The following is a 22424-nucleotide window of genomic DNA, read 5'->3' on the forward strand; positions in this document are numbered from 1 at the left end:
ACGGCCCACCGGGTGATTCGCGTCAACTCCCGCTGACGGCACGACAGTCGGCGGGCCGCCGACACGCCGGTCCGCCGGGCGGGCGGCAGACGCCTTCCCCGCCAAGGGAAGTGACGATTCTTCAGCGGTCGCATCGTGGACGATCCGCCCGGTTTGCCGGAAAGCGGATCGTCCGATCTTTGCCAACCCTTGACCTTGACCGGCCGAAACCTTCCCGGTGCTCTTGCGGTCATACACGTCGCCCGCGGGGCGAGACCGGACAGCCGTTCCGGCCGTCCGCCCGGCGGACCGTAGACCTCACCTCTTAGGAGCACCATGTCCCTCCCCCTCACGCGCCGGATCGCCCAGGCCGCGCTGCTCGTCGCCGCCACCGCGGCGCCGCTCGCGGCCGCGGGCGCCGCCTCCGCCACCGAGGTGGTCCCGCAGACCGACCTGGGCGCCGGAGTGACCAAGCTGGCCGACGTCCCCAACTCGGGCGACACGGTGCAGGGGGCGACCCACGAGCTCGGCCAGATGGTCGGCACCACCGGCAGCGCCGCCCTCGCCGCGGGCGGCCCGGCCGCCGGCGACGCGGCCGGCAACACCGTCGCGCACGCCCTGCCCTCCACCGACGACGCGCTCGGCCACCTCGGCCCGGCCGCCAAGGCCGACCAGCTGACCGGCGCGCTCGGCACGCTGTCCGACCGGGTCGTCCCCGCCGTCGAGCAGAAGGTCGGCCCCGCGGTCACCGACAAGGTCCTCCCGGCCGCCCGCAAGGCCACCGCCGCCCCGCTGCAGACCGTCGCCAAGGGCCTGCCGGTCGACCGCCTGGCGAAGAGCCTGCCGGCCGCCGAGAAGCTCGCCCCGGTGCTCTCCGCCGCCCAGTCCCTGCCGCTCACCAACACCGTCACGGGCCTGGCCGAGCACGAGTCCGCCAACCGCCTGGGCGGGACGCCCGCGCTGGGCGGCGGCAACAGCCCGCTGGGCAGCCTGCTCGCCGGCACCCCGCTCGGCGGCCTGCTCGGCGGCCACCTGCCGATCGGCTGACCCACCGCACCGCACACACGCCGAAGGGGCGGAGCCGACCGGCTCCGCCCCTTCCGCACGCCTGACGCGGGCTCAGCGCTTGAGCCGCTCCACGGCGGCCGCCACCCGCTCGTCGGTGGCGGTGAACGCCACCCGGACGAACCGGTCGCCCGCCGGGCCGTAGAAGTCGCCGGGCGCCACCAGGATGCCCAGCTCGGCGAGTTCGGCCACGGTCTCCCAGCACGGCCGGTCCTGGGTCGCCCACAGGTACAGGCTCGCCTCGGAGTGCTCGATCCGGAACCCGTACGCCTCCAGCGCGGCCCGCAGCGCGCCGCGCCGCCGGGCGTACCGCTCCCGCTGCTCGGCGACGTGCGCGTCGTCGGCGAGCGCGACCGCGGTGGCCGCCTGCACCGGCGCCGGCACGATCATGCCGCCGTGCTTGCGGATCTCCAGCAGCTCGCGGACCACCACCGGGTCGCCGGCCACGAACGAGGCCCGGTACCCGGCGAGGTTGGAGCGCTTGGAGAGCGAGTGGACGGCCAGCAGCCCCTCGTGCGAGTCGCCGCACACCGACGGGTGCAGCACCGACACCGGCTCGGCCTCCCAGCCGAGTTCGAGGTAGCACTCGTCGCTGACCAGCAGCACCCGGTGCGCCCGGGCCCACTCGACGGCGCGGCGCAGCTCGTCCGCGCCGAGTACCCGTCCGGTCGGGTTGGACGGCGAGTTCAGCCAGAGCAGCCGGACCTTGCTGCCGTCCAGCTCGTCGAGGTCCCCGTACGCGACCGGCTCGGCGCCGCAGAGCAGCGCGCCGACCTCGTAGGTGGGGTAGGCGAGCTTCGGGTAGGCGACCTGGTCGCCGGGGCCGAGGCCGAGCTGGCCGGGCAGCCAGGCCACCAGTTCCTTGGAGCCGACGGTCGGCAGCACCGCCTCGGGGCCGATCTCGGCGCCCATCCGGCGGTGCAGCCAGCCGGCGATCGACTCGCGCAGGGCGAGCGGGCCCCACACGGTCGGGTAGCCGGGCGTGTCGGTGTGCGCGGCCAGCGCCTGCTGGATCAGCTCCGGCACCGGGTCGACCGGGGTGCCGACGGAGAAGTCGCACAGCCCGTCCGGGTGGCCCTCGGCGGTGCGCTTGTACGGTTCGAGCTTGTCCCACGGGAAGACCGGCAGACGGTCGGATACGCGGCGCGCCGCCCCCGGGTGGCCCGGGAACGGCGCGTGCGTGCTGTCGTTGGTGCTCACAGCGTGGATGCCACCGATCAGTGGTCGGCGTTCTGCGGGGGCAGGGCCGCGATGAACGGGTGGTCGCGCTCGATCAGGCCGAGCTTGGAGGCGCCGCCGGGCGACCCCAGGTCGTCGAAGAACTCGACGTTGGCCTTGTAGTAGTCCTTCCACTCCTCCGGAGTGTCGTCCTCGTAGAAGATGGCTTCGACCGGGCAGACCGGCTCGCACGCGCCGCAGTCCACGCACTCGTCCGGGTGGATGTAGAGCGAACGCTCACCCTCGTAGATGCAGTCGACGGGGCACTCCTCGATGCACGCCTTGTCCTTCACGTCGACACAAGGCTGCGCGATGACGTAGGTCACGCTGTCGTTCCTCCTCGGAAGGGCTGCCGCCCTACTGTTTACTCGGTCGCGCGGTGCGCGCGGCGTCGTCGATGCCCGCACCTAGTATCGCGGGTCGAGGGACGCAAATGCACAGGAGGTGCGATTGATGGCTGGCGGAGTACCTGTCGAGGCCCGTCCGGAGGTCCGGATAAACCCATCTGACGTGGGAAAACGCGTCTCGGTGCGGCGTGTTGACGGCGTGGCGGACGGACGGCCGGTATTCCGCGATGTGATCGGCGTGCTCACTGCTTGGGACGACGACGCGTTGACGGTCGAGTCCCGCGGCGGCGTGTCGGTACGCTTCGCCGCCGATCTGCTGGTCGCGGGCAAATCCGTGCCCCCGTTCCCGGCCCGGTACACCTCGATGCCCGACGTCACCCCGACCGGGCTCCAGCGCACCGCGGCCCGGGGCTGGCCCGCCGTCGAGCAGCAGCCGCTCGGCGACTGGGTGCTGCGCGCCTCCTCCGGCTTCACCCGGCGCGCCAACTCGGTGCAGGCCCTCGGCGATCCCGGCCTGCCGCTGGCCGAGGCCCTCGACCGGGTCCGCGACTGGTACGCGGCCCGCGGCCTGCCCGCGCACGTCGAAGTGGTGGACGGCGCCTCGCCGCCCGACCTCGCCGCCGAACTCGACCGGTCGGGCGCCCGGTTGGCCCCGACCACGGTCCGCACGGCACGGCTCGGCGGACTCACCAGGGCGGCCGCGCCGGACAGCTGGCGGCAGGTCCGGCTCGCCCGCACCGCCGACCGCGACTGGCTGTCGCGGTACCGCCGGGTGGGCGACGACCCGGCCCTGGAAGCCGCCGCGCACGCCGTCCTGCACGGCGGACCGTCGGTCTGGTTCGCCCACGTGCCCGGCCCGGACGGCGCCCCGCTGGCCATCGGCCGGATGGCCGTGGACGGCGCCTGGGCCGGCCTCTCCGCGATCGAGGTCGTTCCGGCGGCCCGCCGTCGGGGCCTGGCCACCGCCCTGATGGCGGTGCTCGCCGCGCGCGCCGCCGAAGAGGGCGCCACTGCCGCCTACCTGCAGGTCGAGACCGACAACCACGGCGCGCAGGCGCTCTACGACCGCCGGGGCTTCACGACCAGTCACACTTACCACTACGCCCGCCTCCCCCAGCGGTAGCGTGCACCACCTGAACCGAGCCACGACCCGCTGCCGAACCGAAGGCCGCAGTGACCGAGCAGAGCAGAACCCGCTTCCGAGCCGAGGCCAGGGCCGAACACCCCGACCCGGTGCTGCTGTGCCTGCTCGCCGCCGCCGAGCACACCCTCGGCGACCCCGGCGACAGCGCTGAACCGCCCGACCTCGATGCCGTCCTGAGCGCCTGTCGGACCGCCCTCGACCGCCACGCCGCGGCCATCCGGCAGGCCGTCGCCGAACGCCGCCCGCACGGCCCCGAGGAGACCGCCGCGCTCCTCGCGGCGGTGCTCGGCGGCCGGGAACGCTTCCACGGCCGCCAGTCCGACTACCGGCGGCTGGAGTCCTCCCTCCTCCCGGAGGTGCTCCGCCGCCGCCGCGGGCTGCCCATCATGCTCTCGCTGGTCTGGACGGCCGTCGCCGCCCGGGCCGGCCTGACCGTCCACGGCATCGCCCTGCCCGGCCACTTCATCGTCGCCGTCGGCGACCCGGAGACCGGCGACGACTACGTCCTCGCCGACCCCTTCCACGGCGGCCGGCTGCTCGACGTCCCCGACGTCGAACGCCTCGTGGCCGCGGCCGGCCACCGCTTCTCCCCCGACCTGCTCACCCCCGCCCAGCCGCTCGACACCGTGCTGCGCGTCCTCGGCAACATCCGCCACTGGGCCGCCGAGCGCCCCGAGCACGCCCGGACCCAACTCTGGGCTGCGGAACTCGCCCTCCTCCTCCCCCGCCACCCCGCGCAACTGCGCCTGGAGCGGGCCGAGTTGCTGGTCAAGACCGGAGACTTCCTGGGCGGCGCCGCCGAGATGGACGCGTACGCGGAGATCCTGGACGCGTTCGACCCGGAGAGCGCGAGACGCGTGCGCCAGGAGGCGAAATCGGCGCGGCACCGCCTGAACTGAGGGGGAGCACCACCGGAGGCGGTGCAGCCTCCTACAGCCAGCCCTTCTCGCGCGCGACCCGTACCGCCTCCGCGCGGTTCCTCGCCGCCGTCTTCTGGATCGCCATCGACAGGTAGTTCCGGACCGTCCCCTCGGAGAGGTGCAGTCGGGCGGCGATGTCCGCGTTGACGGATCCGTCGGCCGCTGCGGCCAGCACGTCGCGTTCGCGCGGGGTGAGCGGGTTCGCGCCTTCCGAGAGCGCGGCGGCGGCCAGTTTCGGGTCGATGACCTTCTCGCCGCGCAGCACCCGCCTGATCGCGTCGGCGAGCTCCGCGGCCGGCGCGTCCTTGACCAGGAACGCGTCCGCGCCGGATTCCATGGCCCGGCGGAGGTAGCCGGGTCGGCCGAAGGTGGTGGCGATGACGACCTTGGTCTGCGGTCGGACGCGGCGGATCTCGGCGCAGGCGTCGATCCCGGTCATGCCGGGCATCTCGATGTCGAGGACGGCGACGTCGATCCGGTGCTCCGTCACGGCCGCGGCGACGGCGTCCCCGCGCGCGACCTGTGCGACGACGTCGAGGTCGTCCTCCAACGAGAGCAGCGCGGCGAGCGCCTCCCGCACCATGCTCTGGTCCTCCGCGAGGAGTACGCGTACCTGCCGACCGCCCGTTCCGTCCGTCACGGGGCGCAGCCTATTCCCCGCTGGGGCCGGGTCGCAGGGGGACGAGGGCGCGCAGGCGGAAGCCCTTGCCGCAGTTGGCGGGGCCGGTGTCGAGGCGGCCGCCGACCTGTTCGAGGCGTTCGCGCAGGCCCGAGAGGCCGTTGCCGGGGAGGGCCTTGCCGGGGCCGGGGCCGTTGTCGACGATCTCCAGGACGGCGTAGCGGCCGTCGTCCTCCCAGGCCTCGTCGAGGTGGACGGTGCAGCGGGTGGCGCCGACGCCGTGCCGGACGACGTTGGTGACGGCTTCGCGCAGGGCCCAGGCGAGGGCGCCGGTCTCCTCGGTGCCGAGGCCGGGGCGTTCGCCGGCGAGTCGGGGGTCGGCGTCGAGTTCGATCTGGCTGGCGCTCAACGCGGTGCGGGCGGCGGCGAGTTCGACGGGCAGGGTGGGGCGGCGGAAGCCGCTGACGGCCTCGCGGACGTCGGTGAGCGACTGTCGGGCGACCTGTTCGATGTCGGCGACCTGGGCGCGGGCCTCGGCGGCTTTCTCCGCGTCCATGAAGCGGCCGGCGAGTTCGCTCTTGATGGCGATCAGCGAGAGCGAGTGGCCGAGCAGGTCGTGCAGGTCTCGGGCGAGGCGCAGCCGTTCCTCGGAGGCGGCGAGGTGGGCGACGGCCGTCCGGGCCTCGCGCAGTTCGCGCATGGTGGCGACCAGGCGCTGCATGCCGTACATGGCGAAGCCGGCCAGCAGACAGGGCAGTCCGACGGCGACCAGGGTGGTGTGTTCGGCGCCGGTGGCGAAACCGATCAGCGCGAAGACGGCGGTGACGGCGCCGACGCCGACGAGGGCCTTGCGGCCGGGCAGGACGAGGGCGGCGCAGACCGAGGTGTAGGTGAACAGGGTCAGCCAGGCCTCGCCGAGGCCGATCGAGGTGCCGACGGCGATGCCGAGGATCAGGGCGAACGGCAGGTACTGCCGGGAGCTGCCGATCCGGCGGGTGTTGCGGATCACCACCAGCGACATGTAGGCGGCCAGGAAGACCACCAGCAGGGCCGCTCCGGCGACGGTGCCGGCGGTGGTGTGCTGACCGGTCGTCAGGTCCTGGACGGGGTACAGCAGGTAGAACGCCCAGACGGACGTCCACATCAGCTTGACGAGCAGCTGCCGGCGGGTGTCGACGGGCGCGCCCGGGTACGTGGTCCAACGGCCGTCCGGCCCGTCCTCCCCGTGCTGGTCGGGGCGGCGGGCCGGGCCGGTGCTCTGCATGCGGGCCATCATGCCTGCTGCGCGTCCTTGCGGTACAGGTAGGCCGCGGCGGCGGTGAACAGCGCCAGGAAGCCCGCCAGGGCGGCGATCGCGGAGCCTGCGACGCTCTGCCCGTGGATGAACGAGGCCAGCTGGTTGTAGTCGTAGACGGGGTTGAACCGGGCGTAGGTCTTCAGCGAGTCGCCGACCGGGAACCAGGTGCCGCCGAACAGCGCCATCAGCATGTAGACGATCATCACGACGGGCTGGACGGCGTCCGGCTGGGCGGCGTAGCCGAGGGCGACGCCGAGCGCGGCGAACACGAAGCTGCCGAGCCACAGGGCGGCGGCCAGGCCGAGCCACTGGACGGCGGTGAGGTCGACGCCCTCGATCGCGCCGATCACGAAGACCACGGCGATGGCGGGCAGGGTGGTGACGGCGCAGGAGGCGATCTTGCCGAGGGTGTAGGCCCGGCCGGGCAGGGCGGTGAGCCGCAGCTGGCGGGTCCAGCCGCTCTTGCGCTCCAGCGAGATCCGCTGCGCGGAGCCGGTGAGGACGGCGCCGACCGCGCCGAAGGTGGCCATCGAGACCATGAAGTAGGACTTGACGGAGACGCCGCCGGCCACGGTGCCGCCGCTGCCGTAGGCGCTGATGAAGAACACGTACAGCAGGGCCGGGTAGAGGACGGTGAACATCAGGTACCGCTTGTTGCGCAGGGTGCGCAGGATCTCCAGCTTGATCAGGGTGGTCATCGCGCGCTCGCCTCTGCTTCCTCGTCGTCCTTGTCCTTCTCGCCGGTGATGGTCAGGAAGGCCTGCTCCAGGCCGAGGGTGGTGACTTCCAGCCCGCGCGGGTACAGGCCGGCCTTGTAGAGCGCGGCGACGCCCGCGTCGGCGTCGGTGGAGCGGATCCGGACGGTGTGCACGCCGTCGGCGCGGGTGCTGACGTCCAGTCCGACGGTGCCGGGCAGGGCGCGCAGCAGGGCCTCGTCGAGGGCGCCGCCGTCGGAGGGGTGCAGCTCGAAGCCGATCCGGCGGGCGCCGGCCTTGGCCTTGATCTCGGCGGAGGAGCCGTCGGCGATCAGCCGGCCCTTGTGCAGGACGAGGACGCGGTCGGCGATGGAGTCCGCCTCCTCCAGGTAGTGGGTGGCGAACAGCACGGTGCGGCCGGCGTCGGCCTGGGCGCGCATCGCGGCCCAGAACTGCCGGCGGACCGAGACGTCCATGCCGGTGGTGGGCTCGTCCAGCACGATCAGGTCGTTGGCGCCGGCCACCGCGAGGGCGAACCGGACGCGCTGTTCCTGGCCGCCGGAGAGCTTGTCGACCCGGCGGTCGGCGATCTCGGTGATCCCGGCGGTCCGCAGCACCTCGTCGGGCGCGTGCCCCTTGGGGTGCACCTTGCAGGCGAGGGCGACCAGTTCGCGGACCTTGACGTCGCTCATCAGGCCGCCGCTCTGCAGCATCGCGCCGACCCGGCCGGCGGTGATCGCCTCGCGCGGGGTGCCGCCGAACAGTTCGACGGTGCCGCTGTCGGGTTCGCGCAGGCCGAGCAGCAGGTCGAGGCTGCTGGACTTGCCCGCGCCGTTCGGGCCGAGCAGGGCGACCGTCTCGCCCGGTCGCAGCACCAGGTCGAGTCCGTTCACCGCCTTCACCCGGCCGTAGCTCTTGCTGACGTTCCGGAAGGCCGCGACCTCCCCCGTTCCCGTACCCATCTGTCTCTCAGTCCCTTCGGAGCCGTTTCTCTGCGACTCCTCAAGACTCCTCGGAACGGGGGTGGCGGCGGCAGTGTGCACCGTCGTAACGTCCGCATGACGGATGTCACGGGTGCACCCGTTACGCGATGCCGAGCGCGTCCTTCAGGAACTGCACCTGGAGCAGCAGCAGGTTCTCGGCGACGTCCTCCTGCGGCGTCATGTGGGTGACCCCGGACAGCGGCAGCACGGTGTGCGGGCGGCCGGCGGCGAGCAGCGCGGTGGACAGCCGCAGGCTGTGCGCGACCACCACGTTGTCGTCGGCGAGGCCGTGCACGATCATCAGCGGCCGGCGCAGCGAAGGCGCGAGCGCCACCACCGAGTTGGCCTCGTACGCCTCGGGTTCCACCGCCGGGTCGCCGTAGTAGCGCTCGGTGTAGTGGGTGTCGTACAGGTCGTGCTCGGTGACGGGCGCGCCGGCCACCGCGGCGTGGAACACGTCGGGCTCGCGGAGCACGGCGGCGGCGGCCAGGTAGCCGCCGTAGGACCAGCCGCGGATGGCGACCCGGCCGAGGTCGAGCGGGAACTCCTCGGCGAGCGCGTGCAGCGCGTCGACCTGGTCGGCGACGGTGATCTCGGCGGTGCGCCGGTTGATGGACTTCTCCCAGGCGGGGCTGTGCCCGGGGGTGCCGCGCCCGTCGGCGACGATCACCGCGAAGCCCTGGTCGGCGAACCACTGCGAGGTCAGGTGCGGGTTGTGCGCCTGCACCACGCGCTGCCCGTGCGGGCCGCCGTACGGGTCCATCAGCACCGGCAACTCCCCGTCCACGTCCGGGTCGTAGCCGGTGGGCAGCAGTACCGCGCAGGGGATCCGGCGCTCGCCGGCGAACCGGAACACCGGGCGGGCGGCCAGCAGCGGGGTGTCGGCGAAGGAGGCGATCACCAGCGGCTCGGCGCCGTCCCGCAGCACGGTGACGGTGGTGCCGGGCCGTCGCGGGTCGGCGGTGGTGAGCACGGTGGTGCCGCCGCCGCGCACGGCGCCGAGCGCGCCGTCGCCGAGCTCCCGCACGCCCTCCGGCCCGTGGGTGAAGACGCCGAGCCAGCCGGCCGGGCGACGCTCGAACTCGGCGGCGCCGCAGGAGGCCGAGAACAGCACCTGCTCGCCGTCCAGGCCGAGCACCGAGCGAACGTGCAACTCGGCGTCGGTGACGGCCTGTTCGCCGACCATCAGGACCCGGGCGCCGTCGTGGTCGGCGATCCGCACCAGCTGCCCGTCGGCGCGCCGCACCGGGACGCCGGCGAACAGCTCCAGCCAGTCCTCGTCCTGCTCGGTGAGCAGCACAGTGGTCTCCCCGGTGCTCGGGTCGACCTCAAGCACCAGCTGTTCGCGCTGGTCACGGGCCTGCACCTGGATCAGCGGCGAACCGCCGGCCGACCAGTGGACCCGGGCCAGGTAGGGGTGGGCGGCGTGGTCCCAGCGGATCTCGGTGCGGGCGCCGTCCAGGCCGAGCAGCCACAGTCCGACCTCGGCATTGGGGGTGCCGGCGGCCGGGTAGGCGATCTCGACCGGCGGGCGGTCGGGGTTGGCGGGGTCGGCGATCCACCAGCGGCGCACCGGCGTGTCGTCGACCCGGGCGGCGAGCAGCGCGCCGCCGTCGGGGGCCCACCAGTGGCCGCGGTCGCGGCCCATCTCCTCCTGGGCGATGAACTCGGCCTGCCCCCAGCTGACGCCCTCGCCCTCGGGCCCGGCGAGCAGCCGGTCGCCGCTGCCGTCGAGGGCGGTCACCCGCAGCTCGCCGCTCGGCGTGGCGTACCCGACGTGCTTGCCGTCGGGGCTCGGCCGCGGGTCCAACAGCGGCGTGGCGGCGGGCAGTTCGCGGGCCTCGCCGGTCTCCACCGCGACCGCGAACAGCCGCCCGGAGAGCGCGAAGACGGCGGTGCGCCCGGCGGCGTCCAGCGCGTAGCCGACGATTCCGGCGGAGGTCTCCCGGCTGCGTTCGCGGCGGGCCCGCTCGGCGTCGGACAGCTCCTCGGCGCCACCGCCGAGCAGCACCGCGGGGTCGGCGAGCACGGTCTCGGCGCCGCTCGCGACGTCCAGGCTCCACAGCAGGTTGGCGGGCGCCTCGACGCCCCGGGAGCGCAGGAACAGCACCCGGGCGCCGTCCGGGGTGACGGTGAACGACCGGGGCGCGCCGGTGGTGAACCGGTTGGTGCGCGCGTACTGCCGGGGGAAGGTGTCGTGCGGCTTCTCGGTGGTCATGGCGCAGACCCTAAGCCCTGCCCGCGGCGCCGATCACTCGGACGGCGCAGCCCGCCGCCGCCGCGGGGTGCGGCCGTTCGGACCGCCCCTGACCGGCGGCGCTGTGCCCGGACGGGCCCGCCGCGACACCCCGGAAGGGTTCACGGAACGTCACTCGACGGTCACCGATCGGGTATCAGTTGACCATCGTTCCGCCCGCTGCCCCGTTCCCCCGGGGCGGCGCACCCGAGGAAGGGTGTGAGCCGTCATGGCTTTGTCCGTCTCCGCCGCCGTCCTGATGCTGTTCGTGGTCTGGATCCTGGTCCGACGTTCGGGCCTGAAACTGGGCCATGCGCTGGTGTGCGCACTGCTCGGCTTCTACCTGGCCTCCAGCTCGATCGCACCGTCGATCCAAGAAGTGACGGCCAACCTGGCCGGGATGATCAACAGCCTGCGGCTCTGACCGCCGCCAGCGCGCCACCACGGCCTGTCCGGGAAGTCCTCCCCGGGCAGGCCGTAAGCTGCCGGACATGACCTCCGTACCTCCGGCCGACGCGCGCGGACTGCTGCTGGTGCACGCCCACCCCGACGACGAGTCGATCAACAACGGCTCCACCATGGCGCGGTACGCCGCCGAGGGCGTCCGGGTCACCCTGGTGACCTGCACCCTGGGCGAGGGCGGTGAGGTGATCCCGCCCGAGCTGGCCCACCTGGCGCAGGACCGGGACAACACCCTGGGCGCCCACCGGATCGGCGAACTGACGTCGGCCATGCGCGAGTTGGGGGTCACCGACCACCGCTTCCTGGGCGGCGCGGGCCGCTACCGGGACTCCGGGATGATGGGCGTCCGGGACAACGACGACCCGTCCTGCTTCTGGCAGGCCGACGTGGACGAGGCGGCCGGCCACCTGGTCGCGGTGATCCGCGAGGTCCGCCCGCAGGTGCTGGTGACGTACGACGAGAACGGCGGCTACGGCCACCCCGACCACATCCAGACCCACCGGGTGGCGCTGCGCGGCTACGAGCTGGCCGCCGACCCGGCGTTCCGCCCGGAGCTGGGCGAGCCCTGGCGGATCGCCAAGGTCTACTACAACCGGGTGCCGCGCTCGGTGGTCGAGGCCGGGCTGCGCCGGACCGCCGCCGAGGCCCCGTTCAAGGGCGTCGCGCCGGTCGACCAGATTCCCGGCGTGGTGGACGACGAGATCATCACCACGACGCTCGACAACGCCGCGCACGCCGGGGCGAAGGCCGCCGCGATGCGGGCGCACGCCACCCAGATCGTGGTGGACGGGCACCACTTCGCGCTCAGCAACGACCTCGGTCAGCCGCTGCTGGCCACCGAGTACTACGAGCTGGTCCGCGGCGCGCTCGGCCCGGGCGGCCCGGAGAGCGACCTGTTCGCCGGGGTGGCCCGGTGAAGCTCCTCCACCCCGTGCTCGGCAGCCGCGAGGACCGACTGGCCGAGCCGATGCCCCCGCGCGGCGCCCGGATCACCGCCTACGCGGTGCTGTTCCTGCTGGGCGCGGCCGTCTCGGTGTGCGGAGCTTTCGTGCAGGCCCTGTGGGCGCCGGTCGGCGTGCTGCTCGCCCTGCTGGCCTGCCTCGGACTGTTCTACGGCGGGCTGCGGGCGACCGGCACCAAGCTGGGCGCGGGCGCGCCGCTGGCCGGCTGGTTCCTGGTGCTGGCGGTGCTGCTGGCGCCCCGCCCGGAAGGCGACCTGGTGCTCTCCGCGACCGCGACCGCGTACGCCTACCTGTTCGGCGGCTCGGTGCTCGGCGTGGTCTGCGCGACCCTGCCGACCCGCACCGGATTCCTGTTCGGCGTACCGGCGCCGGAGCCCCGACGGGCCGTCAAGGACGGCGACCGGTAGCCCATACCGGGGGGATTCGGGCCATTGGGATCCACCGGTCGTCGGACGAGGTGGAACCGCAGTCGGTATGGTGGTGCCTCGGCGGGCCACCCCCACCGTCCGGCCCACCGGGGCAGGGCGGTACCTTCGGCACCACGCGCGTGACGGGGTGTTGCCGCAGCCGACATGTGAACAGCTGATGTCCGGCCGTTCGGCCCGCCGCACGCCGCACGCCGCCGTACGGCGGCCCGACCCGCCCCATACGCAGCGGACGGCCCAGCCGGCCCGGCCGCGAACCCGGAGCAGAGCAGCATTGAGCAGCCGCGAATCTGACAACGCCCACCCGCAGCCCCGCCGCGGCGGCCCCGACGCGTACCCGTCGGGCACTCCGCCGTACGGCACCGGTCTGCCCGGTGGGCTTCCGGACCCGGCCGCCGCACGGACCGCTCCCGGCCCGCGCGCCGACGAGGCCGAGGTGCCGAAGACGGAGACCACGCTGACCACCCGGGTGCGGATCAACATCCCCGGTTCCCGGCCGATCCCGCCGGTCGTGGTGCAGAGCAAGGTCAAGGACGAGAAGCCGGCGGAGCCGGCCGGTCCGCGCCACCGCGGCGGGGGCGGCGGCGACCCGGTGCTCGGCGTGATGGACGCCGGCGCGGGCCGCGCCAACGGCGCCCCGCCGAACCTGCCGCCGGAGTGGCAGGAGCCGGCCGCGCCGAAGGCCTCCGAGTCGGACTCCACCGGCGAGTGGTTCAAGCCCCGCCAGAAGGGCCGCCAGGAGCCCGCCGCGGCCCCCGCGCCGGCCGCCCGGTCCGCCGCCACCCCCGCCCCGGTGGCCGGTGGCCCCGCCGGCGGCCCGCAGGCCGCGCCGCTCCCGTCCGGTGCGGCGGCCTCGCCGTACGCCCCGGCCTCGCCGTACGCCGCCGAGCAGCACCCGCAGCAGGCCTCGCTGCCCGGGCAGCAGCAGCCGACGGCGGGTCAGGACCCGTTCGCGGCGGAGCTGCAGCAGCACGAGCAGTACCGGCAGCAGGCGATGGCCGCCCAGGACCCCTACGCGGCCCAGCCGCAGCAGCCCACCCAGGGTCAGGACCCCTACGCGGTCCAGCCGCAGCAGCCCAACCCCGGCCAGGATCCGTTCGCGGCGCAGCCGCAGCAGCCCAACCCTGGCCAGGACCCGTTCGCGGCGGAGCAGCAGCAGCACGAGCAGTACCAGCAGCACCAGCAGCAGCAGCAGCCGGCCCCCGGTCAGGACCCGTTCGCCGCCGAGCCCCCGGCCGCGGCGCAGCACGGCGGTCAGGCCCCGTTCGCCGCCGAGCCCCCGGCCGGCCGGGGCGGCGCCCCGGACCCGGAGCCGGAGGACACCCAGATCGGCGGCTTCGACCCGGTCACCGGCGAGGAGCCGGCCCCGGGCGGTGCGATAGCCGCTGACCCGCCGACCACCCAGCTGTTCCTGAACGCCCCGAAGTCCCCGGCCGGTCCGGCCGCGGCCGACCCCTTCGCCGCCGCCGACCGGCCCCGACCGGCGGGCGGCAACGGCGGCGGCCGGTTCGCCGACCTGCCCGAGGCGCAGCCGTTCCCCGGCGGCCCGCGGGCGGCGACGCCCAAGCGCGAGGTGCCGAACGACCCGCCGCCGGTGGAGGAGGACTACGACGACGAGCCCTCCTCGAAGTCGGCCAAGGGCGGCGGCAAGGTCAAGAAGCTGCTGGTGACGGGCGTCGGCGGCGTGCTGTTCCTGGGCGCGGCGGCGTACGGCGCGGGCCTGATGATGAATCAGTCCGACATTCCCAAGGGCACCACGGTGCTGGGCACCGACATCGGCGGCGACTCCCGCGACCAGGCGGTGACGGCGCTGGACGGTTCGGTCGGCAAGGCCGGGCAGCAACCGGTGCGGCTGAAGATCGGCGACCAGTCGGTGACCCTGGACCCGGCCAGCGCCGGTCTGAGCTTCGACACCACGGCCACCGTGGACGCGCTGACCAAGCACAGCTACAACCCGGTCGACGTGCTCTCCTCGCTGACCGGCGGCGGCAAGGCCGTCGAGCCGCAGGTCCGGGTGGACAAGGCGAAACTGAAGGCCGCGCTGGATGACCTGGCCGCGAAGTCCGGGCAGGGCCTGCAGGAGGGCTACGTCCGGTTCACCGAGACCACCGTCGAGGTGGTCCCGGGCAAGGCCGGGCAGGGGCTGGACTCCGCGTCGGCCGCCGACAAGGTCGAGCAGGCCTACCGGGACCGGGCGGCCGGCAAGCCGGACGCCGAGCTGGCGCTGCCGCTGGCCGACGCCCAGCCGAAGGTCGGCCAGGACGCCCTGCAGGCGGCCGCGGACGGCCTCGGCAAGCAGGTGCTGGCCGGCAACATCACCATCAGCGCGGGCGCCAAGCAGTTCGCCTTCGGCGGCAAGACGGCGGCGAAGGCGCTGGTGCTGGCCCCGGACGCATCCGGCCAGATCGTCCTGAAGTGGGACCTGGACGCGCTGCGCACCTCCATCGGCACCACCTTCGACAAGGTGAAGACCACCAAGAACGGCCAGTCCTCGCTGATCACCGTGCAGGACGTGGCGGACGCGATCGGCCAGACCGTCACCAAGACGGGCCGGGACCGGGCGTACAAGTTCCCCGCCTGATCCACCGTCACCGTCCCCCCGGAGGCCGGGGCTCCGCCGTCGGAGCCCCGGCCTCCGGCGTGCTGGCGGATCCTCGCCAGTGGCGTCGCAGAACGGGACGAACCGGGCGGCGCCACGGGTGACCACGGCGCGTTATCAAGACTTGATCGGCGACTGGTCGACAACATGTCTCGCCGGTACGCAAGATGTGCCGCGTGCCGAGACGCCCCACCCCGAGAAGTCGCCGCCCGCTCGCCCTGATCGCGTCGGTGGCAGCGCTGTCCTTCGCGCTGTGCTCCTGCGCCGCCGGCGGCTCCCCGGGCGGCGGTTCCACGGCGGTGGCGGGCGGCGAGGCCCCGCGGATGACCCAGCAGGCGCTGAACCCGAAGCCGCGCACGGCACTGCGCCAGGGCGGCACCCTGAACTGGGCGATCGACCAGTACTCCAGCCAGTGGAACCCGGTCCAGGCGGACGGTTCCGAGGCGTCCACCGTCGACGTGGTCAAGGCGCTGCTGCCGACCTTCTGGCGCTCCGACGCGGGCGGCATGCAGACCCCCAACCCGGCCTACCTGACCTCGGCGAAGAGCGAGGTGCGGCAGGGCAAGCAGACCGTGGTGTGGACGCTCAACCCGAAGGCCCACTGGTCCGACGGCACCCCGATCACCTGGCGCGACCTGCAGGCCGACTGGCAGGCGCTGAACGGCCAGGACCCGGCGTTCAGGACCGCCTCCAGCAACGGCTTCGACCAGGTGGAGAGCGTGGTCCGCGGCCAGGACGACCACCAGGCCGTGATGACCTTCCGGGAGCCGTACTCGGAGTGGCAGGCGATGTTCAACAACGCCGGCAACGCCCCGCTGCTGCCGGCGAAGTACGTCGCCACGCCGGAGCTGTTCAACACCTCCTTCAAGGGGGGTTTCCCGGTCACCGGCGGGCCGTTCAAGGTGGAGAAGATGGACCCGGCGGCGCGCACCGTCACGGTGGTCGCCGACCCGGACTGGTGGGGCGACAAGCCGCTGCTGGACCGGATCGTCTTCAAGGCGTACGACACCGGGAAGATGCCGCAGGCGTTCGCCGCCGGCGAGGTCGACTTCTACAACAACGGCCCCAACACCGAGGGCTACCGGATCATCGGGTCCACCCCGGACGGCGAGGCCCGCCGGGCCGGCGGGCCGAACCTGCGGCAGCTGGTGCTGAACGGGCGCAGCGCGGCGCTCGGCGATCCGAAGGTCCGTCAGGCGCTGATCCAGGCGATCGACCGGGCGGAGATCACCCGGACCGACCTGGCCGGCCTGGACTGGCCGTACATACCGATGAACAACCACTTCCTGGTGCCGTCCCAGCACGGCTACCAGGACAACTCGAACGGCCTGAGCCGGTTCGACCCCGACGCCGCGAAGGCGTCCCTCGACTCGCTGGGCTGGAAGCTCGGGCCCTCGGGCGTCCGCACCAAGGACGGCACGGAGCTGGCGCTGCGGTTCGTGGCGCCGGCCGGCAACAACCTGGCCGCCAACGAGAGCGCGCTGGTCACCCGGATGCTGGGGCAGATCGGGGTGAAGGTCACGGTGCAGACCGTGCCGGCCGGCGAGTTCTTCGACGGCTTCGTGTACAAGCACGACTTCGACGTCACCGCGTTCGCGTTGATGGGCACCCCGTTCCCGGTCTCCAACTCGATCAGCACCTTCCAGCAGGACTCCGGCTCCAACTGGTCCCAGGTCGGCAGCAAATCACTTGACAAGGCCATGGCGGATGCCGCCAAGGCCGACACCGTGGACGACGAGACGGCCGCACTCAACCGGGCCGACGCGGCGGCGTGGGAGGTGGCCGGACTGGTCCCGCTGTACCAGCGCCCGGCCATTTACGGCGTCCGCAAGAACATCGCCAACCTCGGCGCACCGGGGCTCGGCGACCTCGTCTACGAGAACATCGGGCTGCTGAAGTAACACCCGGGCGGCGAAGTCCCGCCATTGGCGGGAAATTGCCAGGCGGCCGACGGTACGCCTGCCGCCCGAATTGGGTGACCCCTACCCACGAATTCGCTCCGGCATGCCCGAAAACGCAGGTGTCCGATTATCGGACACTCAATTGCCGCTCCCAATTCCTCTCAATGGCACCAAAACGGACACGAGGTCTACGCGCGTCGTTCAACCGGCCGCCGAACTGGCCGTCCAGATAGCGGACCTGACAGTGCATCGTTACGGACAGGTGAACGAGCCTTGATCACCTTTGTCCGGTTTTGACCGTATCGCTCAACGGCTGTCAAGAGTTCAGGAACTACGAAGTGGTTGATATTCCAGCACGAAGGAGGAAATGGGCCCTCGACAACTGAGGAACTCTTGACGTTCGATAAACGACTTGCAAGAGTCCATTCATCCAAGTTCTTACTCCTTGCTTCTGCACGGACCACGGTCGGGAGCTTTCGCACCATGACGACGCCTACTGGGGCCACGACGGACGGGGACACCCCCGGGTCCACGTCGGACCTTCCGGACAACGCCTCGGCCGACGCGCCCGCCGATCCCGGCTTCCGCGGCCTCTCCCCCGGGAAGCTGATGTGGCGCCGCTTCCTGCGCGACCGCACCGGCGTGGTGAGCGCCTGCGTGGTGCTGTTCTTCGTCCTGGTGGCGGTCCTCGCACCGGTCATCTCGATGCTCTACGGCAACGACGCCGAGACCCACTACGGCCAGAACGACCCGACCCTGCTGACCGACTCCGGTCTTCCGGTGGCCCCCAACGGCGGCATGAGCGGCGACTTCTGGTTCGGCCTGGAGCCGGGCCTCGGCCGTGACGTGATGATGCAGCTGGTCTACGGCATCCGCACCTCGCTGATCATCGCCTTCGCCACCTCGCTGCTGACCACCGTGATCGGTGTCGCGCTCGGCATCGCGGCCGGCTACCTGGGCGGAAAGGCCGACTTCTTCATCGGCCGCGTGATCGACGTGCTCATGTCGTTCCCGTCGCAGATCTTCCTGATCGCCACCATGCCGGTGGTCACCAGCCTGCTGGTGCCGTCGGGCCAGAAGGTCCCCACGTGGCTGCCGTTCGTCGCGGTGACCATCGTGCTCTCGCTGCTCGGCTGGATGGGCCTGGCCCGCATCCTGCGCGGCACCGCCCTGGCCCTGCGCGAACGTGAGTTCATCGAGGCCGCCAAGGTCACCGGCGCCTCACCGATGCGGATCATCTTCAAGGAGATCCTGCCCAACCTGTGGACCCCGATCCTGGTTCAGGCCACCCTCGCGCTCCCGGCGTTCGTCACCGCCGAAGCCGGCCTGTCCTACCTCGGCGTGGGCGTCAGCGAGCCGGTCCCCGACTGGGGCCGCATGATCGCCGGCGCGGCGGACTACCTGCGGACCGACGTCACCTACCTGCTCTTCCCGGGCATCGCCATGGTGATCTTCGTTCTCGCCTTCAACCTGCTCGGCGACTCCGTCCGGGACGCCTTCGACCCCAAGGCCAACCGCTAGCAGGCCCTCAAGACTCCGGGGGGATGGGAAAGCCAGGCCCCGGGCACCCCACTGCACATAGTCACTACACCTACCCCAGGCAGGATGAAGATGAGTTCTCGCAAGTCGCGGCTCGCCGCCGCCATCATGGTCGCCGGGGCCCTGACCGTCACCACGGCGTGCTCCAGTGGCCACTCCAACGACAGTGCGAAGTCGGGTGCCTCGAAGGCCCCCATCGCCACCACTTCGATCTCGGTCGGCACCGCCGACGACTCGAAGGGCCCGGCCGCCCCGGAGCCCGGCGCGAAGAAGGGCGGCACGGTCAACATGATCGACCGCGACGACTTCTCGCACCTGGACCCGGCCATGGTCTACATGAACTACAACGCCGAGGCCTCGCTGCTGTTCACCCGTCAGCTGACCGGTTACAAGACCGCCGCGGACGGCTCGCAGAAGCTGGTCGGCGACCTGGCCACCGACACCGGTACCACCACCGACGGCGGCAAGACCTGGAAGTTCACGCTGAAGGACGGCGTGAAGTGGCAGGACGGCGCCGCGATCACCTCGGCCGACGTCAAGTACTCGATCGAGCGCACCTACGCCTCGTTCATCAAGGGTGGCCCGACCTACATCCAGCAGTGGATCTCGGGCGACGACTACCGCGGTGCCTACGCCGGTCCGTACGACGGCAAGGGCCTCGACGCGATCACCACCCCGGACGAGAAGACCGTCGTCATCCAGTTCAAGGATGTCCACACCGACGCCAACTTCACCCTGGCGATGACCGGTTACGGCATCGTGCCGAAGGCCCACGACACCAAGGAGGAGTACGACAAGAAGCCGTTCTCCTCGGGCCCGTACCAGATCACCGAGCACGTCAACGACCGCTCGCTGGACCTGGAGCGCAACCCGAACTGGGACCCGGCCACCGACCCGATCCGGAACGCGTACCCGGACAAGTGGCACATGACCTTCGGTGTCCAGGCGCAGCAGTCCACCGAGCGCTTCATCGCGGACAACGGTGACGACAAGACCGCCTTCTCGTTCCACAACCAGGTCCACCCGACCTACATCGACAAGGTCAAGGCCGACGAGAAGCTGAAGCCCCGTACGCTCGAGGGTCTGACCCCGTACGTGGACTACTACTACATCAACAACACCCGCATCAAGGACCAGAAGATCCGCGAGGCGCTGGTCAAGGCCTTCCCGCACCAGCAGACCCGCCAGCTGCAGGGTGGCACCTCCTACGGTGACTACGCGACCTCGTACATGAGCCCGACCGTGCTCGGCTACGAGTCCTACGACCCGTTCGACGTGCTGAAGAAGCCGCAGGGTGACACCGAGGCGGCCAAGAAGCTGCTGACCGAGGCCAACGCCGTGGGCCAGCCCATCGTCTACGCCTTCAACAACACCCCGCTTCAGCAGAAGGTCACCGAGGCCATCCGCACCAACCTGGAGGCCGCCGGCTTCAAGTTCGTGCCGAAGCCGCTGGACTCGAAGACCTACTACGACGCGATCCAGCTGGTCAACAACGAGTTCGACCTGTACTGGGGCGGCTGGGGCGCCGACTGGCCGACCGGTTACACCTCCCTGCAGCCGGTCTGGGACGGCCGGGTCATCCAGGACGGTGGCCAGAACTACGCCCACGTGAACGACCCGGAGATCAACGCCGCCATGGACGCGGCGGTCAAGATCGCCGACCCGGCCGCCCAGGGCAAGGCGTGGGCCGCGATCGACAAGAAGCTGCAGGACAAGGCGTACTCGATCCCGGACGTGTACCAGCGCTCGCTGAGCCTGTACGGCTCGGGCCTCGGCGGCGTCAAGTTCGACACCCTGGCCGGCCTGCAGTCGCCGCTCAACATCTACGTCAAGTAGTAGTCATCACCGAGCAGTAGCTCACGGTGGGGCACCGGCACGATCTGCCGGTGCCCCTCCCCGATCAGGAGAGCCCGTCCGATGCTCCGATTCCTCGTCCGCCGATCACTCGGCGCGCTCGTCATTCTGGTGATCGTCTCGATGATCACCTACGCGCTGTTCTTCGCGATCCCGGCGGACCCGGCGCGGCTCTACTGCGGCAAGACCTGCACGCCCGAGAACCTCGCCCTGATCAGGCACGACATGGGCTTCGACAAGGCCTGGCCGATCCAGTACTGGGACTGGCTGAGCGCCATCTTCACCGGTGGCACCTACAACAACGTGGCCTGCTCCGCCCCGTGCTTCGGCTACTCCTTCGACAAGAAGGAACTGGTCGGCACCATCCTGCTGGACCGCTTCCCGACCACCCTGTCGCTGACCGTCGGCTCCGCCGTGATCTTCCTGATCTTCGGCATCGGCACCGGCATGCTGGCCGCGCACAAGCAGGGCAAGGCGCTCGACAAGATCGCCAGCTCCGCCTCGCTGATCGTCTCCTCGATGCAGATCTACGTGGCCGGTCCGCTCGCCCTGGTCGCCCTGGTCTACAGCACCGACCTGCTGGCCCAGCCCACCTACGTGCCGTTCACCCAGGACCCGGTCGGCTGGTTCACCGGCCTGCTGGTCCCGTGGATCGTCCTGTCGCTGATCTGGACCGCCAACTACACCCGTATGACCCGCTCCTCGATGGTCGAGCAGCTGTCCGAGGACTTCGTGCGGACGGCGCGCGCCAAGGGCATGTCCGGCACCTCGGTCTTCATGCGCTACGCGTGGCGCGGCGCGATGGGCACCATCGTCACCGTCTTCGGCATCGACCTCGGCGTCCTGCTCGGCGGCGCGATCATCACCGAGACCACCTTCAGCCTGCACGGCCTGGGTGAGCTGGCGATCCACTCCTTCAACGACTCCGACCTCTCGCTGCTGGTCGGCGTCACCGTGGTGGCCGCCACGCTGATCGTGTTCTTCAACATCATCGTCGACGCCGCCTACGCCCTGATCGACCCGCGCATCCGCCTGGCCTGACCGGCCGCACCCCAGGCCGACCCAGCAGTCCCGACCTCACGTACCGCACCGAGGAGCCCAGTCCATGACCACCCAGGCCAAGCCCGAGGAGGCCTCGTCCGCCGGCAGCGGCGGCGACAAGCCGTTCCTCTCAGTCCGCGACCTCTCGGTCCGTTTCAGCACCGAGGACGGCGTGGTCCGGGCCGTGGACAACCTCTCCTTCGACGTGTCCCCGGGCACCACGCTCGGCATCGTCGGTGAGTCCGGTTCCGGCAAGTCGGTGACCAACCTGGCCGTCCTGGGCCTGCACAACCCGGACCGGACCGAGATCACCGGCTCGATCAAGCTGGACGGGCAGGAGCTGGTCGGCGCGTCCAACCGCGAGCTGGAGAAGCTCCGCGGCAAGACCATGTCGATGATCTTCCAGGACCCGCTGACCGCGCTGTCGCCGTACCACACCATCGGCAAGCAGATCGGCGAGACCTTCCGGAAGCACACCGGCGCCTCCAAGAAGGAGTCCCGGGACCGGGCCATCGAGATGCTGACCCGGGTCGGCATCCCGCAGCCCACCACCCGCGTCGACGACTACCCGCACCAGTTCTCCGGCGGTATGCGCCAGCGCGCCATGATCGCCATGTCGCTGGTCTGCGACCCCAAGCTGGTGATCGCCGACGAGCCGACCACCGCGCTGGACGTCACCGTCCAGGCCCAGATCCTCGACCTGCTGAAGGACCTCCAGCAGGAGATGGGCACCGCGATCATCCTGATCACCCACGACCTGGGCGTGGTGGCGCGCACCGCGCAGAACATCATGGTGATGTACGCGGGCCGGGCCGTGGAGCGCGGCACCGTCCGCGAGGTGCTGAAGACCCCTCAGCACCCGTACACCTGGGGCCTGCTGTCCTCGATGCCGAGCCTGACCGGCGACGTGGACGTGCCGCTGCGGCCGGTCCGCGGCACCCCGCCGAGCCTGATCAACCTGCCGACCGGCTGCCCGTTCAACCCGCGCTGCGACTTCACCGAGCAGGTGATCGGCGGCGGTTGCACCTCGGAGCGCCCGCCGCTCGCCCCGGCCACCGGGCCCGCCGCCGCCTGCCACCTGAGCGCGGCACAGCGGCAGGACATCTTCATCGACCAGATCAAGCCGCGGCTCGGCTGA

At 71.9% G+C, this 22424-nt stretch carries 19 protein-coding genes; 12 read left to right on the forward strand and 7 right to left on the reverse strand.

The features are described 5' to 3' along the window. Positions 1 to 315 precede the first annotated feature (315 nt). On the forward strand, positions 316 to 1026 hold the full coding sequence (locus tag IEZ12_RS05680; protein ID WP_189271067.1) for a hypothetical protein: 711 nt from the start codon (positions 316 to 318) through the stop codon (positions 1024 to 1026). Positions 1027 to 1098: 72 nt separating this feature from the next. Here the strand turns inward: IEZ12_RS05680 and dapC are convergent, their stop codons facing one another. Together dapC and fdxA are read right to left on the reverse strand one after the other, a co-directional pair. After that, a complete protein-coding gene (dapC, locus tag IEZ12_RS05685; RefSeq protein WP_100588873.1) occupies positions 1099 to 2244 on the reverse strand; it encodes a succinyldiaminopimelate transaminase in 1146 nt (381 codons plus the stop codon). Positions 2245 to 2261: 17 nt separating this feature from the next. After that, a complete protein-coding gene (gene fdxA / locus IEZ12_RS05690) occupies positions 2262 to 2588 on the reverse strand; it encodes a ferredoxin (RefSeq protein WP_030061559.1) in 327 nt (108 codons plus the stop codon). Between the two features lie 127 nt (positions 2589 to 2715). Here fdxA and IEZ12_RS05695 point away from each other — a divergent pair, with 127 nt between their 5' ends. Together IEZ12_RS05695 and IEZ12_RS05700 are read left to right on the forward strand one after the other, a co-directional pair. Then, positions 2716 to 3732 (forward strand): GNAT family N-acetyltransferase, encoded by a 1017-nt coding sequence (locus tag IEZ12_RS05695; RefSeq protein ID WP_189271068.1) that lies wholly within the window; start codon positions 2716 to 2718, stop codon positions 3730 to 3732. Between the two features lie 50 nt (positions 3733 to 3782). Further along, a complete protein-coding gene (locus IEZ12_RS05700) occupies positions 3783 to 4652 on the forward strand; it encodes a transglutaminase family protein (RefSeq protein WP_189271069.1) in 870 nt (289 codons plus the stop codon). A gap of 31 nt (positions 4653 to 4683) precedes the next feature. Here the strand turns inward: IEZ12_RS05700 and IEZ12_RS05705 are convergent, their stop codons facing one another. From IEZ12_RS05705 to IEZ12_RS05725, 5 genes are all read right to left on the reverse strand, one after another. After that, on the reverse strand, positions 4684 to 5313 hold the full coding sequence (locus tag IEZ12_RS05705) for a response regulator transcription factor (RefSeq protein WP_373295440.1): 630 nt from the start codon (positions 5311 to 5313) through the stop codon (positions 4684 to 4686). Positions 5314 to 5323: 10 nt separating this feature from the next. Then, a complete protein-coding gene (locus IEZ12_RS05710; protein WP_189271070.1) occupies positions 5324 to 6556 on the reverse strand; it encodes a sensor histidine kinase in 1233 nt (410 codons plus the stop codon). An 8-nt stretch (positions 6557 to 6564) separates the two neighbouring features. After that, positions 6565 to 7287 carry an ABC transporter permease gene (locus tag IEZ12_RS05715; protein WP_043915901.1) on the reverse strand — a complete coding sequence of 241 codons (723 nt, stop codon included), beginning with the start codon at positions 7285 to 7287 and terminating at the stop codon, positions 6565 to 6567. Further along, positions 7284 to 8246 (reverse strand): ABC transporter ATP-binding protein, encoded by a 963-nt coding sequence (locus tag IEZ12_RS05720; protein WP_189271071.1) that lies wholly within the window; start codon positions 8244 to 8246, stop codon positions 7284 to 7286. The genes IEZ12_RS05715 and IEZ12_RS05720 overlap by 4 nt, the downstream gene beginning before the upstream one ends. A gap of 121 nt (positions 8247 to 8367) precedes the next feature. Further along, positions 8368 to 10485 carry a S9 family peptidase gene (locus IEZ12_RS05725; RefSeq protein ID WP_189271072.1) on the reverse strand — a complete coding sequence of 706 codons (2118 nt, stop codon included), beginning with the start codon at positions 10483 to 10485 and terminating at the stop codon, positions 8368 to 8370. A 247-nt stretch (positions 10486 to 10732) separates the two neighbouring features. Between IEZ12_RS05725 and IEZ12_RS05730 the strand changes: the two genes are divergently transcribed. The 9 genes from IEZ12_RS05730 (at position 10733) to IEZ12_RS05770 (ending at position 22424) form a co-directional block, all read left to right on the forward strand. Further along, positions 10733 to 10927 carry a DUF2304 domain-containing protein gene (locus IEZ12_RS05730; protein WP_189271073.1) on the forward strand — a complete coding sequence of 65 codons (195 nt, stop codon included), beginning with the start codon at positions 10733 to 10735 and terminating at the stop codon, positions 10925 to 10927. Positions 10928 to 10994: 67 nt separating this feature from the next. Further along, a complete protein-coding gene (mshB, locus tag IEZ12_RS05735; protein WP_100588867.1) occupies positions 10995 to 11882 on the forward strand; it encodes an N-acetyl-1-D-myo-inositol-2-amino-2-deoxy-alpha-D-glucopyranoside deacetylase in 888 nt (295 codons plus the stop codon). Continuing rightward, positions 11879 to 12334: a DUF6113 family protein gene (locus IEZ12_RS05740; protein ID WP_189271074.1), complete on the forward strand. Its 456-nt coding sequence runs from the start codon at positions 11879 to 11881 to the stop codon at positions 12332 to 12334. The genes mshB and IEZ12_RS05740 overlap by 4 nt, the downstream gene beginning before the upstream one ends. A gap of 292 nt (positions 12335 to 12626) precedes the next feature. Further along, entirely contained in the window at positions 12627 to 14933 is a 2307-nt protein-coding gene (locus IEZ12_RS05745) for a peptidoglycan binding domain-containing protein (RefSeq protein ID WP_189271075.1), read from the forward strand. Between the two features lie 194 nt (positions 14934 to 15127). Next, positions 15128 to 16852, forward strand: a complete 1725-nt coding sequence (locus IEZ12_RS05750) for an ABC transporter family substrate-binding protein (protein WP_189271076.1) — start codon at positions 15128 to 15130, stop codon at positions 16850 to 16852. A 483-nt stretch (positions 16853 to 17335) separates the two neighbouring features. Then, positions 17336 to 18373, forward strand: a complete 1038-nt coding sequence (locus IEZ12_RS05755; RefSeq protein WP_083462645.1) for an ABC transporter permease — start codon at positions 17336 to 17338, stop codon at positions 18371 to 18373. A 90-nt stretch (positions 18374 to 18463) separates the two neighbouring features. Next, positions 18464 to 20227, forward strand: a complete 1764-nt coding sequence (locus IEZ12_RS05760; RefSeq protein WP_189271077.1) for an ABC transporter substrate-binding protein — start codon at positions 18464 to 18466, stop codon at positions 20225 to 20227. Positions 20228 to 20308: 81 nt separating this feature from the next. Beyond that, a complete protein-coding gene (locus tag IEZ12_RS05765) occupies positions 20309 to 21286 on the forward strand; it encodes an ABC transporter permease (protein ID WP_189271078.1) in 978 nt (325 codons plus the stop codon). A 64-nt stretch (positions 21287 to 21350) separates the two neighbouring features. Further along, a complete protein-coding gene (locus tag IEZ12_RS05770; protein WP_189271079.1) occupies positions 21351 to 22424 on the forward strand; it encodes an ABC transporter ATP-binding protein in 1074 nt (357 codons plus the stop codon).

Origin of the sequence: Kitasatospora griseola (assembly GCF_014648555.1) — a bacterium.
Taxonomy (GTDB): Bacteria; Actinomycetota; Actinomycetes; order Streptomycetales; family Streptomycetaceae; genus Kitasatospora; species Kitasatospora griseola.